This window comes from Kitasatospora sp. NBC_00315 (genome assembly GCF_041435095.1).
Lineage (GTDB): Bacteria > Actinomycetota > Actinomycetes > Streptomycetales > Streptomycetaceae > Kitasatospora.
This window is the reverse complement of the sequence record NZ_CP108025.1, coordinates 53166-68042: the sequence shown is the minus strand read 5'-3', so window position 1 is coordinate 68042 and position 14877 is coordinate 53166. Positions and strand designations below refer to the sequence as shown.

Sequence of the window (14877 nt, the reverse complement as noted above, 5' to 3'; positions counted from 1 at the left end):
CTGGAGACAGCCTGACGCCCGACCATCAACAGATCAATTACCAGGTCCACCTATCGAGCAGAGCCACTAGGTCGTCGTGTCGCAGGCCCAGGGCCTCACCGATCCGGACCCCCGTGTCCAGCAGCAGCGCGAACAGCAGTCGGTCGCGCAAGTGCTCGCAGGCATCCAGGATCGCCTGGGCCTGCGTGGCGGTCAGGACGCGGGGACGTCGCCGGTCGGCCTTGAGCTTGATGGTCCGCTGCCGCTCGGGCTTGCCGGAGGCGATGTGCTGCAGGAACGGCTTGAAGGAAGTGGCCGCGGCCCGGTGCCGCCCGGCCGGACGCATCACCACCAGCAGGTTGGCGACCGCGACACCGCTGCGGGCGTGGAATTCGTAGAACGAGCCGACCGCCGCCAGCTTGCGGTTCACGCTGGAGGCCGAGCAGTGGGGCTCGACTGTCGGCAGCACCGAGACGGCCCCGCCGCGGGCTGGCGGCGGCAGCCGCAGCCAGGCCACGAACCCGGCCATCGCCTCCAGGTCCACCGACCGCCACTCCAGGCCCTTGCCGTCGAGGTAGGTCCACTAGTCCTTCAAGTCGTGGGCGTAAGCCTTGACGGTGTTCGGCGACCGCTCAACAGCCGACAGGAAGGCCAGGAATGACTCCACCGGACCGACCGGCCGCAGATCGCTCCCCAACAGCGTCCACGACTCCGCCCCCGAGTCCGGCGCCAACACCCGCTGCACTCGCATCGCACCTCCAGCTCGTCCGTGATGGATAGCGGCAGATAACCGCATCCACCACGCAAACCAGCGGACCTTCGAGGTGCTTCACACACATGAGGGACAGGCCAGAACGGGCTCAAGATAACGTCCGTCGCGCCGCTTGTTACCGTCGATCCCGCGCGTGGCGGCGGGGTAGGTCTCCGAGCCGTCCACCGACTGCGCGTCCATGATTCCCGCGCTCGGCTCGGCCGCCCGGCCCTCCCGCTTGCGCTGCAGGCGACGTAGCCGCTGGTAGAGCTCGCGCACGTATCCGTGGCGCGACCAGCGGCGGAAGAGGTCGTAGACCTTGCGCGGGGCGGGCAGGTCGACGGGCATCGCCCGCCACTTGGCTCCGTTGTCGACGAGGTAGCGCACTGCGTCGACCATCTCACGGTGGCAGTAGGCCTCGGGGCGTCCGCCCCGGCCCTCCAACCAGGCCGGCACCGGCATCGAGGCCTTGACCTGGGCCCATTCCGCATCCGTCATGTCGGACGGGTAGTGCGGCGCACGCCGCCCCGCCGCGATTGCCCCGTACTGGTGAACGAAGCAGTCACACGCCAGAGTGTCCGAAGTGGCATCGCCCGGCACAGGGATGGTGAACTGGTACGGCAACGGGCCTCCTGGGCCGGAGGGTTGGTCTCGACAACCGCACTCCTACCAAGAGGCCCGTTCGTCTACACCCATCCAGTGGCCAGCATGAACGTTCAAGGCATCCACGACCCACCCCACCGAACACCACCCGGTTCACCACCACGCTCTGAGTCCCCAGCTTCCCCACGCGGGGCCGCGGGGCCGGACTACCCGCATCGCCGCTGGCGCCTCCGCCTCGGTGACAACTGTCCGGCGTAGGGCGGTTGGGGCGTGGTTTTCTGCCCGTAGCCGCCAGGACGTTCCCGGAGGATCCTCTTTTCCGTGCTGCTGTTCGTATTCAGACATTGGTCGGGGTGATCTGGCCACCTCCGTTATGGAGGGTGCCGGTGGGGCCCGCGGTTCGATAGTCATGTCTCTGACAGCCGGGGGGCTGTCTGTTGGAAAGGGGAGGGACATGACGCATCGAAAGCTCGCCACCGCCGCGGCGGCTGTGGCACTCGCGGCATCGGGGCTGATGGCGGCGCCCGTTGCATCCGCTGCGACGGCGGACCCGACGGAGCCGACCGCGACCTCGGTCGAGGTGGGCCTGGTCTTCAAGGGCTACGACAAGGCGGTGGCCGAGGCCCACGGCTACACGATCAAGACAAGCCCCGCCGGATTCGAGTACTCCGTGGTGAAGGACGCCACCCCCGAGCAGGACACCGCCGCACAGGCGAAGGCCGCCGTCCGATGGGGCAAGACGGTGAAGAAGACCGGAGCGGGCGTGCAGCCCATCCAGGAGGACTACTCGGACTTCATCTCCCCTTCCTGCGGGAAGGCCTGGTTGTCCGGCATCGCGCTGGGCAACCTCTCCGTCGACATCTCCACCGGCTTCGAACTGAACGCCGGCGACGCCGCGATCTTCTACTACTGGAACGTCTACCTGTCCGACGCCGGCGGCACCAGCCACCAGGACTTCGGCCCCTCCGGCCTCGCGGAGCGCCGGAGTTGGAGCGGCCACCGCACCGTCGGCGGCCTGAGCCCCAGCAACGGCCGCGCCTGGATCGACAGCTCCAGCAGCTACGCCGCCCTCATCGACGGCGCCTACTGCTACCCCGGGCCGGTCACCGTCCACTACGGCATCAACTGACACCACCGTCGGGTCCGGCCGGGGGCACCTCGCGTGCCCCCGGCCGGACCGCAAGAAGGGAACCTCGATGATCCGCGTCCCCGGCCCGCTAGGGCCCCACCACCCCGCCGGCCCCGACTGGGAGCGGACGCTGCGCGAGTTCGAGGGCCGGGTCGCCGTCCTCGCCCATCCCCACCCGGGCTGGACGGCCCTGCACGCCCGTCAGGCCTCCGACGGATTCCTCACCGATGTCGACGTCCAGTACCACCAGGACGGCCAGCACCGGCTGCTGGTGCGCACCGTACGCCCCGTCCCGGCCCAGGCCCGCGTCCAGCCCCTCTTCACCCTCGACGGCTTCCTGCGGACCTACATCGCCAACCACGGCGACGACACCCCGCCGCCGATCACCCTCCCCGACCTAGGGGACCTCGCCGCCCTTCACCTCGACGGCACCCCGGTCACCGCCACCGCGATCACCCGCGACGGCTACTTCGCCCTCAGCGCCACCCTCGATACCGAGACCTTCGCCGTCGCCGGCACCGACGACCTCCGCGCCATGGCCCACCACCTCACCTTCCAGACCGCCACCACGCCCCACTGAGCGCTGGGCACACCCGTCCGTGAGCGGGAGGTCGTCCCCGTGGTCTGTCCGCAGGGAGCTGCGAGGTGCTGGAGGGCGGCCGCCGCGTGGCCCAGGCCGGCGGCCCCTGCACGCCGCCCTCGGCGCCGCCGCGATGGGCGCCGCCCGCTGCGGCAACGTCCTCGCCTCCCGGCACAATGAGGACAAGCACCCGGTGGGAGGACAGGGCGTGGGCAATGCCGTCGCCGATCACAGCGGGCCTTGGACCGTCGATGACGTCCTGGCCCTGCCCGAGGACACCAACCACCGCATTGAACTGGTCGGCGGAGCGATGCTGATGAGCCCAAACGCCGGGATCGCGCACCAACGGGCCAGCTCCCGACTCGCCGCTCTCCTGGACACCGCGATCACCGCATCCGCCGCCCCGTTCGAGGTGCTGGAGGCCGTCAACATCGTCGTGCACGAAGGGCTGCTGATCCCCGGCCTGGTCGTCGCCGACGCGGCCGCGGCCGCCGACGCCAACACCACCCTCAGCGCGCACGACATCGTCGTCGCGATCGAAATCGCCTCGCCGTCCACCCAGGTCACCGACAAGAAGATGAAGCCGTCGCTGTACGCAGCGGCCGGCATCGCGCACTACTGGCGCCTCGAACTCGATCCCGCCCCGCGCCTTTACCTCGGACACCTCGAGCGCGGCACCTACGTCGACCGCCTCGTCCAGGCCGGCCAGACCACCGGCCTCGACGACCCGGGCATCGCGAAGGTCTACTCCTTCCACATGGTCCTGTCCTACTCGCGCGACCCGTTCTGCTGCCTCGCCGGCGACGTCCTGAAGGGCTGGCCAGCGGGGATGCGGCTGATCATGCGCAAGGAACGCCCGCACCCCGGCGCCCAGTTGCGCTTCACCGACGCCGACGGCATGCGCCTGACCTGCTTCGCCACCAACACCACCGGCACCGCAATCGCGGCCCTGGAACTGCGGCACCGCTAACGCGCCCGTGCCGAGGACCGCATCCGTGCCGCCCGCGACACCGGCCTGCGCAACCTCCCCCTCCACCAGAGCGCGCAGAACCAGGTCTGGCTGGAGATCGTCCAACTCGCCCTGGACCTGCTCGCCTGGATGCCGATGCTCGCCCTGACCGGCACCGCCCGCCGATGGGAACCCAAACGCCTACGGCTGCGACTGTTCTCCGCCGCCGCCCGCCTGGTCACCACCGGCCGCCGACGCATCCTCCGCCTGGCCCGCCACTGGCCCTGGACCGACACGATCACCAGCGCGTTCACCCGACTGCAAGCCCTGCCGCACCCCGACTGACCAGCAACAAAACCCCACCCCGACGAGCAGCCGAACGCCCCCGGAGCCGTGGAATCCGGCGCACACCCGACGCGACAGTCGGGCCGCCAACCTGCCCGCCATCACCCCGACAAGCCGAAACAGGCCGCCGGACAAACCGGCCGACCGTCACGAAAGATCGAGGCTAACGAAGACGCAGGCCCCCCGGAAGTTCCTCTTCAATGATCTCGACCAGCCAGTCGAAGGCGGTGGGGCCACGTCCAGCGCGGGCTTCTGCAAGCCTGGCGCCCATGCGGGCCTTGTTCGTCGGATGACAGCGGGCGAGCCACATCTCGAGCTGACGAGCAGTCTCGTGGTATCCGAGGTTCTGGCGGGAGGCTTCGTGATCACGCCACTCGATCATGAAGTTGCCGTCGTCCGGTGTCCCGAAGCCGCCGCGGAGGCAGTCAGCGAAGGCGTCAGGATTCCGGCCGAAGTATCCGCCGCAACCGATGCTTTCGCCTGCGACCCGCCAGAAGTCCTCCAGCGTCTCGACCTGGCTGCCGTCCAACACGTATCTCACCGTCACAGCCCGCAGACTACGTCCGGCCCGGCGGCCTGCCTATTCGTTTTGAACCCGTGCTGTTCAGCCCGAATCCACCGGGCTGATTCCGAACTGATCGTTTCGGCGGCTTGATCGGGGTGACCGGCTGGAGGGCGTGGGGTGTCCGCTGGTCTGCCCAGCTCTTCCACGTTTGCTCCGGTTGGGCCCTGGCGGGCGGGGTGGTCGGGTCGGCGATCAGGTGGGCGGGGCGTGGGCGGTGTCGAACAGGTCGGTGAAGGCGTGTTGCCAGGGCCATCGGTCGAGCAGGTGGAGTGTTTGCCGACGGGCTGAGCGGGCGAGGCGGGCGGGGACGTTGATCAGGTGGGCCCGCAGGGTGGCGGTGGTCGCTCTGGCGTGGAAGGAGCCGGCGAGGCTGCCGGCGGCCCGCAGCAGGTTGTGGGTGATCGCCCACAGGGTGAGCCAGGCGTTGTTGGCCTGGAAGTTGCCGGAGGGCAGGTGGGTTAGCCTCGATTTTTCATGACGGTCCGTTGGCGTGGTCGGCGGGCCGTTTCGGCTTGTGTGGGTAGTGGTGGGTAGGCCGAGGGCCCGACTGTCGCGTCGGGTGCGCGTCGGATTCCACGGTTCCGGAGGTGTTCGGCTGCTCGTCGGGGTGGGTCGTTGTCGCTGGTCAGCCAGGGTTCGGTAGTGCTTGCAGCCTGCTGAACGCGGTAGTGATCACGTCGGTCCAGGGCCAGTGGTTGGCCAGGCGGAGGATGCGGCGGCGGCCGGTGGTGACCAGGCGGGCGGCGGCGGAGAACAGTCGCAGCCGCATGCGCTTGGGTTCCCATCTGCGGGTTCGGCCGGTGAGGGCGAGCGTGGGCATCCAGGCGAGGAGGTCCAGGGCGAGTTGGACGATCTCCAGCCAGAGCTGATTTTGGGCGGTGTGGTGCAGGGGGAGATTGCGCAGGCCGGTGTCGCGGGCGGCGCGGATGCGGTCCTCGGCGCGGGCGCGCTGGCGGTGCCGCAGTTCCAGGGCTGCGATCGCGGTTCCGGGGGTGTTGGTGGCGAAGCAGGTCAGGCGCATCCCGTCGGCGTCGGTGAACCTCAACTGGGCTCCGGGGTGCGGTCGTTCCTTGCGGACGATCAGCCGTATTCCCTTCGGCCAGCCGTTGAGGACGTCGCCCGCGAGTTCGGCGACCCAGGCGCCGTCGCGGACCTGGCCGTCGGGTTCGACCGCGGGCGTCCAGGCCGGGGCCGGGACATGGAGCACGGCCTGGTGGACCGCGTCGGTGATCGTCATCCCGACCGAGTAGGACAGCCACCGGCCGCGTGTGGTCAGCCAGTTCAGGAAGTCGTGGGTGCCTCCTGCGGAGTCGGTGCGGATCAGGGTGCGGCGTCCACGCCGGTGGCGCTTGGGAAGTTGGGCCAGGGCGAGCTGGGTGGTGGTGATGTGGTCGGCGGCGGTGTTGCTGCCGGCGTTGCCCGGCCGCAGCAGTGCGGCCACCGGTTCCCCGGAACCACCCGCTCCGTGGTCGACGAACGCGACCAGCGGGTGGTGTCCGAAGGTCCGCTTCCAGGTCGCGGTCGCGTCCTGCTTCTCGGAGTGCGCCAGCACCAGCACTCCGTCGATGTCCACGATCACCTGCCCTCCGGCGTCGGGGGCATCGGCCCCGGCAAGCTTCCAGACCCGTTCGCGGACCTCGGCCCTGGCCCGGCGGATCGCGGTCAGCGCGTGGGGCCCGGCCGCGGCCAGGGTCTCCACCAGGCGCGAGACGGTGGGGTCGGAGGCCACCAGCCCGAACACCTGCGGTTCGGCACGCAGCACGGCCACGTCCGACAGGCAGTCCCCGCCCAGCGCCACCGCCAGGGCCAGGTCCAGCAGCACCTTGCCCGGGTCGTGCACCGCACGCTGTTTGCGCCACGGCGCCAGCGCCGCCGATATCGCTGTGTCCAACCCGGTCTTGCGCACGGTCTCCACCAGCAGCACCCCGCCGGCCTGCGAGACCACCGCACCGCCGTCGCCCTGGACGCGGACGCGCGGGTAGGACCCGATAAGCTTCTTCACCTGGAGAGTGCTTCTTTCCTTGCAGCGGACAGGACCCTAGACAAGTCCCATCGTTGCAGGTCAGAAGCACTCTCCGTTTATTTGATCAAGGTTTGGACGAGCCGCTCATGAAAGCGCGAGGTTAGGGCCGATCCCTTGCCGTCCGCGATGACTCCCCCAGAGGGGGCACCCCCAGCTCGATCACTGCGTGCTGGCGGTGCTGCAGCTCGGCCTGGAGCATCTCGAACGGGCTGTCTGTGAACACCGGGTGGTAGCGCCAGGCCGCGAAAAGCTCGCCCTGCCCGGCTGTGACCTCGGTGTTCAGGCGGCGGACGCGGCGCACGACCAGGCGCGCGGTGACGTGCTCGGCCTTCTTGCGGCCGGTGAACGCGGTGTAGGTGGTCTCGGCGACCTCGGCGTCGGAGACCAGATCGCCGGTGTCGGGGTCCACAAACGCGTCCGGGTAGCGGATCGGCGTCCACGCGGCCTCGTCGATGGCGCTGATCGCGGCGGCGACGTGCGGGTTCATCCGCACGGTCACGGAGAATCGGGCGTTCGCCCGGCGGCAGGCGGCCACGACGTCGGCGTTGTAGAGCTGGCTGTCGGCGCGGACGATCACCGTGCCGCTCGCGCCGGGCCTGCCGGCTGGCCGCGAGTGCCTCGGCGGTGAAGAGCCCGGCTCCGCGGGCGTCGGCGGCCTTGCCCCGCCGCAGTCGGACCGCCGCTATAACCGGGCGGGCCGACGGGGTGGAGAGGGTGGCGAGGATCGGGTGCAGGGTGCGTACGCCCTTGAACCGTCCGACCTCGGCGCCCTGCTTGGCGCGGCCGTAGACGCGTCGGTGGGTGGGGTCGATGTCCACGAACGCCACCCGGTCGACGTCGGGCTGCAGGGGGGTGGTCCGGGCCAGGCGGGCGAGGAAGTCCCGGTGCACCGAATGGAGTTGGCGGTTGTGCCCGTGGGTGAACGAGCGCAGGAAGGTGCCCAGGGTGGACGGTGCTCGTACCCCGCCGAACAGTCGGCCTACCGCGCCGTGCCGGAGCCGGTCGGTGTCGTCGATCGAGTCGGCCCCGGCGCACATCGCCGCGACCAGCGTCATCACCTTCGCGCCCGGATTGGCGCCGGCACCGTTGTCGGTGCCTTCGATGCGTAGCCTGTCGCCGACCAGGGCGGGCAGGCCGGCGCGCTCGGCCAGGCGGACCAGCGGGAGCAGTCCGGCGTCCGCGATCAGATTCGGCTCGTCGAACACGACGGAGACGGCCGGGACAGCGTGAGATGATTGCACTTACGAGATGCCTTGCTGATTGTGCGTGGTGGAGCCTAGAGAACTCCCATCATCGCAGGTCGCAAGGCATCTCTTCGTTGTACAGGGGCTTCCCTGGTAGCGATCACCCGGTGGATCCGGGCTGAGCATTGGACCCGGTGAACCTTCCAGGTCAGAGCCAAATTACTCGTCAGGCGTTGGAGTGAAAACCAATGCCCCCGGAGACGGTCAGGTTGTCGCCCGTGATGTAGCCGGCGGCGTCCGAGGCGAGGAAGGCCACGGCTTCGGCGATGTCGGCGGGAGCACCGACGCGGCCGAGCGGGACGTCCCGGGCCCAGGAGTCGATCATTTCCTGGGAGACACCCATCTTGCTGTAGGCAGGGGTGTTGATCATTCCCGGGCTGACCGCGTTGACGCGGATGCGGCGGGGGGCGAGTTCGAGTGCGAGGGACCGCATGAGGGGCAGCAGAGCACCCTTGGCGGCTGTCATTGCGGCCCCGAGCCCTTCGGCGGCGCCCACGGTGAGCACGACCGAGGCGCCCTCGTTGAGGAGCGGCGGTGCCTTTTGCAGGGTGAAGAAATTTCCCTTGACGTTGATGTCGAACAGGGCGTCGAAGGCGTCTTCGTCGGTTGATTCGATCGGGCCGGGGCGGGAGATGCCCGCGTTGAGGAAGAGCAGGTCGAGGGAGCCGAGTTGCTGGCGCGCCTGGTCGATCGCCTGGTCGATGTCCGGCAGGGACCGTGCGTCGGCCCGGACAGCCGTGACGTCTTCGGGAAGTCCGGCGTTGGCGACATTGCCGAGGCCGGTGACCATGACGCGGTAGCCGCGGGAGTGGAGTAGTTCGGCGGTCGCCTTGCCGATGCCGCTGGTTCCACCGGTGATCAGAGCTGTGGGTGCAGGCATGATGCGCTCCTTTGCGTACTTCTGGGCGGGGGTGAGCAGCTCTGTCTGGGGCAGTGGGCGGCGCCGCACACCACTCATGGCAGCGTATGCCAGATTGGCGGCGACTGTCACATGGGATGGGTGTGCCGTCTTGGCAGCGCCGGGTAATCTGGTGGTATGCAGCAGGACGCAAAGGCAGCGACGAGGACTCCGATCACGCTGTGGGACCGGACACGACAGATGGCCTCCCGAGAGATCCTCGAGACAGCCTTGCGCCTGTTCATCGAGCAGGGCTACGACGAGACGACCATCGCCCAGATCGCCCGGGAGGCCGGCGTTTCCCAGCGCACCCTCTTCCGCTACTTCGGCACCAAGGAGGACCTTCTCGGCGGCGACCAGGACCGGTTCGGGCAGGTCCTGACAGACACGATCAGCGAACTGCCGGCCGACGTCAGCGTCTGGGAGGCCCTGCGCGCAGGGGTGGCTGCCGTACTGGCCCTGCATAACAGCCGCGAGCAGGCCCTGGAGCGGTTCCGTCTCCTGCACAACACCGCCTCTCTGCGTGCCGGTTGGCTCGAAAAGCGACTGCGGTTCCAGGAGGACCTGCTGCCGCTCATCGAGACCCGTATGAACGCAGCTACCGGCAACGAGGGCGCGAAGGTCCGCGCGGTAATTGCGACGGCGTTCGGGTGCCTGGATGCCGCATCGATCACGTGGGTCGCCAACGACGGCAAGGGAGAAATCATGGACCTATACGACGAGTGCCTGGCTGCGGTGCGGGGCTGACCCGCAGCGGCCAACCAGCCCCCGTGGACGGACACACTCGCTGCCACAGACCGGGTCCAGATCCGGATCTCCCGGCTGGCTGCAGATGGGCCACGCTGGCGTCATGCGCAACTGCACCAGTGGCACGTCCGGTCCGCTACCTGGACTCCACAGGACGAGGGCTTCAAGTCAACCCCCGAAGGACTTCCAGCGCCCACCACTCAGTACGCCAGAGATTTGTTCGTCGCCAGCGTGCACAACGCCAGCTCTGCCGCCTCCTGCGCACCGGCCCCCGCCGCCAGCAACGCCTGCTCCAGCCTCGCCCGCAAACCGTCGATCATGGCGCGGACCATCGCCCGGCCCTCCGCGTCAAGCGCCGGAAACTGCGTTGCCGACACCCTGAGCAGGCAGCCATCCAGGACCGTCGGATCGGCGATACGGTTCAGGGCGACCTGGAGGAAGGCGGCCAGAACGGCGCTCGGGCTCGGGTGGGGGCCAGACAGCGCCTGCTCGTACAGCGGGTGGTGGGTCTGCGCGTACCGTTGGAGGCTTTTGCGGAAGAGGGCGCTCTTGTCGCCGAAGGTGCCGTAGAGCGAGCCCCGGCCCAGGCCCGTGCCCTCGGTCAGTCGATCGATCGAGGCCTCCGAATAGCCCCAGCGCCAGAAGGATCTTCAACGAGCCGCAGGCGGCCCCCACACGACGGTGGGCGTCGACTAATCAGAGCGGCGCTCGTCCGCGCCCAGGTTGCTCCGGGCAGTACCGGGTGGCCCGTACAGCCACCAGAGTGCGGTCAGCCGACTTCGGTGAGGCCGGCAACTTCGGCCTCCACCTTGTGGATGTCAGCGACCAGCGCGTCGGCGGCGATGGCTCGCCGGAGGGCGCACCAGGACGCGATGTCATGTGGGCCGCTGGTAATGCCGCTCCCGCCACGGGTCAGATCATGACGTTGAAGGCTTCGGCGACCTCGGCGACCGCCACCACGAAGGCATCGCATGGAACAACCTCGGCACCACGTGCCGGGGCGCTGAAGCTCACGGTCAGGTACTGGGCACTGGGCATCACGTGTTCGACGGGGCGGCTCGTAGACCGCCGAGCAGGGTGGTGAGGTAGCGGTGTGCTGTGTTGATCCGGTCGGCAGGGGTGCCGCCGTGGACGGTGACGGCGTGCGCGATGCCGCACATCAGCGGGACCAGATCGGCAGCGGACAGGTCGGGGCGGACCACTGCGGCCTCGCGGGCCCGGTAGAGGAGGTCGGTGCCGATCGTTGCCAGTGACTGCCTGAGCTCCGTGGTGCGGGGGAGGGCGTCGGTAGGTGCGGCGGTGACCAGGGCCAGGGAGGCGTCGGTGATCTGTGCGTCGAGGGTCCGCGTCAGGAACCCTTCGAGGGCGCGCCAGGGATCCGTGTCAGCCAGCGCCTGTTCGCCATGGGCGGCCAGGGCTTCCAGGCGGGGGGTGGCCACGGTCTCCAGCAGCGCCTCGGGGGTGGCGAAGTGCCGGTAGACGGTGCCGACCCCGAGTCCGGCCCGGCGGGCGACATCGTTGAGCTGCAGCGTGACGCCCTGGTCGACCAGGGCGCGGGCGATGGCGACGATCCGGTCCCAGTTGCGGGCAGCGTCCTTGCGTAGCTGTGTGGTCGTCATGTGTGGCCAAAAATCCCTGTCGCGTGTCCCGTCATATATGTCCGGCGTTCGATCATACGCAGCCGTTCCCGGCGGGGAAGTCGGCGCTGTGGCGGGTGGGCCGCATGGCCCACCCGCCCGCGCCGTCAGCCCTGGCCCTGCTGTCGGGCGAGGAAGCCGGTGATGATCTCCAGCCACTCCTTGGGCTGCTCCAGGAAAGGCAGGTGCCCGGTGGCGAGCTCGGCGGTCCGCGCGCCCGGGATGGCCTCAGCCAGCTGGTACTGGAGGGCAGCGGGTATCAGGTTGTCGGCGGTGGTGACGACAACGAGGGTCGGGACGGCGATCAGCGCGAGGTCTGCGCGCACGTCGGCGCGGCGGACCAGGTCGACCTGGTCCCCGGTGCCCGGCGGCAGCGCAGAGGCGGCCTGCTCGGCGGCTGCGCGCACCTGCTCCGGGGTGAGGGAGTTCAGCACCGGCGCGCTCACGGTCAGCAGGGTCAGGTACTGGGCGAGCAGGACGTGCTGTCCGGACTCGTAGAGCTGGTGCCAGAGTGCGGCGGCCAGCTCGGTACGGGTGTCCAGACGGGCGAACGTGGCGGTCAGGATGAGGGAGGTGACGCGTTCCGGATGGCGGGCCGCGGCACGGATCGCGACCTGGCCGCCCAGCGAATAGCCGCAGACGGCGAAGGTGTCGAGCGCCTCGGCGTCCGCCGCGGCGACGAGCTGGTCCGCCAGCACGTCGAGCTCCAGGGGCGTGGACGTGGTGGGATTCCTTCCTGAGCCCGGGTAGTCGACCCCGACGACGGTGTGCTGCGCGGCGAGCCCCTCCATGATCGGCCCGTAGTTGGCCTCGATGCCGCCGCCCGCGCCGTGGGCGAGGAGGAGGCCGGGGCCGGAGCCGTGGACGGTGCGGGCGTGGGCGTTCGGGACTGGGGCGTTCATGGACGTGTCCTCGTCTGGCGAAGGTGTGCAGGGGTGACGATGTGCGGCGTTCGGTGACCGGCCGTGGCGGGCCGTGCGCGTCTGCGTGACGGCGTGCGGGGCGTGGAGCAGCAAGGCTGTAGGGCGGAGCGGCCCGCTGTTTACCGGTGGTGCCGGGCCTGCGTCGCGGAGTTGAGGCGGGCCGGCCCGAGGTCCACCGGAGCGGGCGTATTGCCTACCTGACGGCGAGGGGAGCGTGGGCTTCGCTGAGCCGGCGTACGGCCTCGGCGACGCGAGGGTCGGTGGCCGGGCGGAACGGGGCGACCGGACGCGCTCGGGGACCGATGACGACGCCGGTCCGGCCGGTCAACGCGTCGTCCGTGGCGGCGACGATCGATGGCCTGGCTGCCGCGGACGCCGGGCCGGACGTGGACCGTTCGAACTTGCGGCGCACCAGCGGCCACAGCAGTCGCAGGGCGGGAGATACGATCTTCGGATCGGTCAGGGTGCCGTTGGTCATGTCGGTCGCAGCGCCTCCGGGGTCGGCGGCGAAGGCCGAGACGCCCGTGCCGTCCAGCCTCGCGGCAAGGTCGAGCGTGTAAGCGAGGTTGGCGAGCTTGGCGCGGCCGTACCAGTGGAAGCCGTAGTAGCCGCCGGGCGGCTCGACGGCGTCGAACACCCGCTTCGCGACCCCGACCGCACCCGAGGTCACGTTCACGATCCGACTCGGCGCACCGGCCCTCAGCGCGGGCAGCAGCAGTTCGGTCAGCAGGTACGGCGACAGGTGGTTGACGACGAACGAGGCCTCGACACCGCCCAGCTCGCGCCGGTCGGGGAACATCGCCCCGACGTTGTTGACCAGCACCGCCAGCGGATCCCCCGAGGCCTCCCGCTTGGCTGTGATCCGCTCCGCCAGCGCGCGCACCTGGTCCAGCGAGGAGAGGTCGGCGGCCAGGAACTGACCAGGGTGCGCCGGGCCCATGGCGTTGATCAGGTCCACCGCCTGGGCGCCCCGGTCTGCGCTCCGACCGACCACCGTGACCGCGAACCCGGCCACGGCAAGCCCCAACGCCGTCTCCAGACCGATGCCGGCCGTACCGGCCGTCACCACGGCTGTCCTCATGTGTTCCTCCACCCCGACAGGTAAAACGGATAGGTCATCCGATTGCTGGGGGTGACGCTAACACATATACGGATGATCTATCCGTTTGGCTGGAGCCGGCACGGCCGCTATGCAGCACCCTGGGATCGCAAACCCTCGCGCCCATCCATGACCAGGGCTTCAGCTCCTTGACCTCCTCACGGAGGGAGAACGCCACGGGGCACGTGGCCGCAGCAGGTGGTCACCGAGTCGGCGAGGGCGCCCGCGATGGGTCCGGCCGGTTGCCGGGACCGCCCGGGTGCCCGCTCCCGTGGGGGTCTCCCCGGCCGGCCTGTACGTACTGACACACTGGCTGTGACCCCGCAGCGGGGCCCCGGTGCCGCCGCTATCTGGCGCCCGCGGAGCCCGGCGGCCGGGCCGGCCCAGCCGCCGTCCTCGGCCACCCGCAGGTGGTAGAGCTCCATCGCTGGCAGCGCGGTAGGTGGTCGGCAACGGCGTGCGGCGGGGGGCTGGCCAGACCGGGTGGGCTGCGGGCCGCCCACCGTCGGCCTGACAGCGCGGCCCCGGGGGCGGTGTTCGTTCGGCGGCGTCCAGGGCATCGGCGGGGTCGGCGGCCAGACGCTGTTCGGGTGGTCAGTTCGCGCGGGGCGACGCGGCGCCGGGGTCGTCCTGGTCGACGGGGAAGACGTGGTCGGCTCCGGTGATCTCCCGCATCCTGGCCACGATGCGGGTCGGGCGTGCCAGGTGGAGGACGGCGCCGGGCGTCGATCCGGGCTTGGAGCAGGGCGTTGAGTCCACTGGAGTCGCAGAAGGTGACGTCCGCGAGGTCGACCACCAGCGTCGGCGGGGCCGGGCTGGTAGCGAGGGCGCGGTGCAGCGCGGCGCCGGCTTGGCAGCCACCCGCGCGCTGTCAGCCGCTTCGCCTTCGACCGCAGCGCCTCGATCTTCCCGGGCACCGGGTCCAGGCCGAAGCAGCCGGCCATCTCCTGGCAGGTCAGCGGGCCTTGACCGAGCCGTCCCCGGTCCGCGAGAGCCTGCACGATGCGCTGGTAGTCCGCCGACAGTGCCGACCGGGCCAGACCCGCACGCCACATGGGGACCACCGACTTCGGCTTCGCCGCCTCCGAAGACGCGGGCAGCGCGGGTGGTTCACCGCGCTCCGACGGCTCCTCGGCGGCATCCGGGCCGGCGATGTCGCCTTCGCCCGGGGAGAGCGCCTCGCCGACGCGTGAACGGGCGATGACCCACTGGTTCCACTCCCGCTCCGCCACGACCAGCTCGGCTTGGATACGGTCCACCTCCTCCCGCAGCGCGTCCACACGACGGCGAGCGGTCAGCTCACGCTGTTCCAGCAGCCCCACGACCGACGGCATCCCCGACCTCCACCAGAGCGACGACACGACACGTCACCACTCCCCGAGACCGCCGACCCCATGCCTGAACA

Annotated in this window: 14 protein-coding genes and 5 pseudogenes; 5 read left to right on the top strand and 14 right to left on the bottom strand. The window is 70.0% G+C overall.

The window, feature by feature from the left end; genetic code table 11:
* Nucleotides 1-37 precede the first annotated feature (37 nt).
* Complete coding sequence (locus tag OG823_RS00320) at nucleotides 38-523, bottom strand: tyrosine-type recombinase/integrase (protein ID WP_371476423.1); 486 nt, start codon at nucleotides 521-523, stop codon at nucleotides 38-40.
* Between the two features lie 285 nt (nucleotides 524-808).
* A complete protein-coding gene (locus OG823_RS00315; RefSeq protein ID WP_371476422.1) occupies nucleotides 809-1228 on the bottom strand; it encodes a transposase in 420 nt (139 codons plus the stop codon).
* Between the two features lie 559 nt (nucleotides 1229-1787).
* Here OG823_RS00315 and OG823_RS00310 point away from each other — a divergent pair.
* From OG823_RS00310 to OG823_RS00295, 4 genes and pseudogenes are all read left to right on the top strand, one after another.
* Nucleotides 1788-2462 carry a hypothetical protein gene (locus OG823_RS00310; RefSeq protein ID WP_371476420.1) on the top strand — a complete coding sequence of 225 codons (675 nt, stop codon included), beginning with the start codon at nucleotides 1788-1790 and terminating at the stop codon, nucleotides 2460-2462.
* Nucleotides 2463-2529: 67 nt separating this feature from the next.
* Nucleotides 2530-3042: a hypothetical protein gene (locus OG823_RS00305; RefSeq protein ID WP_371476419.1), complete on the top strand. Its 513-nt coding sequence runs from the start codon at nucleotides 2530-2532 to the stop codon at nucleotides 3040-3042.
* A gap of 133 nt (nucleotides 3043-3175) precedes the next feature.
* Nucleotides 3176-3736, top strand: a pseudogene (locus OG823_RS00300) (Uma2 family endonuclease); the annotation flags it as partial.
* 114 nt (nucleotides 3737-3850) lie between these two features.
* Nucleotides 3851-4336 (top strand): annotated as a pseudogene (locus tag OG823_RS00295) (transposase); the annotation flags it as partial.
* A 163-nt stretch (nucleotides 4337-4499) separates the two neighbouring features.
* Here OG823_RS00295 and OG823_RS00290 read toward each other — a convergent pair.
* From OG823_RS00290 to OG823_RS00265, 6 genes and pseudogenes are all read right to left on the bottom strand, one after another.
* Complete coding sequence (locus OG823_RS00290; RefSeq protein WP_371476417.1) at nucleotides 4500-4883, bottom strand: barstar family protein; 384 nt, start codon at nucleotides 4881-4883, stop codon at nucleotides 4500-4502.
* A 210-nt stretch (nucleotides 4884-5093) separates the two neighbouring features.
* Entirely contained in the window at nucleotides 5094-5354 is a 261-nt protein-coding gene (locus OG823_RS00285; RefSeq protein ID WP_371484254.1) for a transposase, read from the bottom strand.
* A gap of 172 nt (nucleotides 5355-5526) precedes the next feature.
* Complete coding sequence (locus OG823_RS00280; protein WP_371476415.1) at nucleotides 5527-6903, bottom strand: IS1380 family transposase; 1377 nt, start codon at nucleotides 6901-6903, stop codon at nucleotides 5527-5529.
* Nucleotides 6904-7024: 121 nt separating this feature from the next.
* A complete protein-coding gene (locus OG823_RS00275; protein WP_371484752.1) occupies nucleotides 7025-7501 on the bottom strand; it encodes a hypothetical protein in 477 nt (158 codons plus the stop codon).
* Between the two features lie 67 nt (nucleotides 7502-7568).
* Nucleotides 7569-8129: pseudogene (locus OG823_RS00270) on the bottom strand (transposase); the annotation flags it as partial.
* 205 nt (nucleotides 8130-8334) lie between these two features.
* Nucleotides 8335-9048, bottom strand: coding sequence for an SDR family NAD(P)-dependent oxidoreductase (locus OG823_RS00265; RefSeq protein ID WP_371484252.1), 714 nt, complete (start codon nucleotides 9046-9048; stop codon nucleotides 8335-8337).
* A 156-nt stretch (nucleotides 9049-9204) separates the two neighbouring features.
* Between OG823_RS00265 and OG823_RS00260 the strand changes: the two genes are divergently transcribed.
* Nucleotides 9205-9813 carry a TetR/AcrR family transcriptional regulator gene (locus OG823_RS00260; RefSeq protein WP_371476413.1) on the top strand — a complete coding sequence of 203 codons (609 nt, stop codon included), beginning with the start codon at nucleotides 9205-9207 and terminating at the stop codon, nucleotides 9811-9813.
* Between the two features lie 545 nt (nucleotides 9814-10358).
* Here the strand turns inward: OG823_RS00260 and OG823_RS00255 are convergent.
* The 6 genes and pseudogenes from OG823_RS00255 to OG823_RS00230 form a co-directional block, all read right to left on the bottom strand.
* Nucleotides 10359-10448, bottom strand: a pseudogene (locus OG823_RS00255) (TetR/AcrR family transcriptional regulator); the annotation flags it as partial.
* Nucleotides 10449-10850: 402 nt separating this feature from the next.
* Nucleotides 10851-11432 (bottom strand): TetR/AcrR family transcriptional regulator, encoded by a 582-nt coding sequence (locus OG823_RS00250; protein WP_371476411.1) that lies wholly within the window; start codon nucleotides 11430-11432, stop codon nucleotides 10851-10853.
* A gap of 125 nt (nucleotides 11433-11557) precedes the next feature.
* The gene (locus OG823_RS00245) at nucleotides 11558-12352 is read right to left on the bottom strand and encodes an alpha/beta fold hydrolase (protein WP_371476410.1); all 795 of its coding nucleotides are present in this window, start codon (nucleotides 12350-12352) and stop codon (nucleotides 11558-11560) included.
* Between the two features lie 214 nt (nucleotides 12353-12566).
* Nucleotides 12567-13454, bottom strand: a complete 888-nt coding sequence (locus OG823_RS00240; RefSeq protein WP_371476408.1) for an SDR family NAD(P)-dependent oxidoreductase — start codon at nucleotides 13452-13454, stop codon at nucleotides 12567-12569.
* A 612-nt stretch (nucleotides 13455-14066) separates the two neighbouring features.
* A complete protein-coding gene (locus tag OG823_RS00235) occupies nucleotides 14067-14231 on the bottom strand; it encodes a hypothetical protein (RefSeq protein WP_371484751.1) in 165 nt (54 codons plus the stop codon).
* A gap of 83 nt (nucleotides 14232-14314) precedes the next feature.
* Nucleotides 14315-14806, bottom strand: a pseudogene (locus OG823_RS00230) (hypothetical protein); the annotation flags it as partial.
* Nucleotides 14807-14877: the final 71 nt, after the last annotated feature.

Excerpts from the sequence above, each read along its gene's own strand:
- OG823_RS00310 (WP_371476420.1), top strand. The coding sequence starts at position 1,788 with ATGACGCATCGAAAGCTCGCCACCGCCGCGGCGGCTGTGGCACTCGCG.
- OG823_RS00260 (WP_371476413.1), top strand. The coding sequence starts at position 9,205 with ATGCAGCAGGACGCAAAGGCAGCGACGAGGACTCCGATCACGCTGTGG.
- OG823_RS00245 (WP_371476410.1), bottom strand. The coding sequence starts at position 12,352 with ATGAACGCCCCAGTCCCGAACGCCCACGCCCGCACCGTCCACGGCTCC.
- OG823_RS00265 (WP_371484252.1), bottom strand. The coding sequence starts at position 9,048 with ATGCCTGCACCCACAGCTCTGATCACCGGTGGAACCAGCGGCATCGGC.
- OG823_RS00315 (WP_371476422.1), bottom strand. The coding sequence starts at position 1,228 with ATGACGGATGCGGAATGGGCCCAGGTCAAGGCCTCGATGCCGGTGCCG.
- OG823_RS00240 (WP_371476408.1), bottom strand. The coding sequence starts at position 13,454 with ATGAGGACAGCCGTGGTGACGGCCGGTACGGCCGGCATCGGTCTGGAG.
- OG823_RS00305 (WP_371476419.1), top strand. The coding sequence starts at position 2,530 with ATGATCCGCGTCCCCGGCCCGCTAGGGCCCCACCACCCCGCCGGCCCC.
- OG823_RS00250 (WP_371476411.1), bottom strand. The coding sequence starts at position 11,432 with ATGACGACCACACAGCTACGCAAGGACGCTGCCCGCAACTGGGACCGG.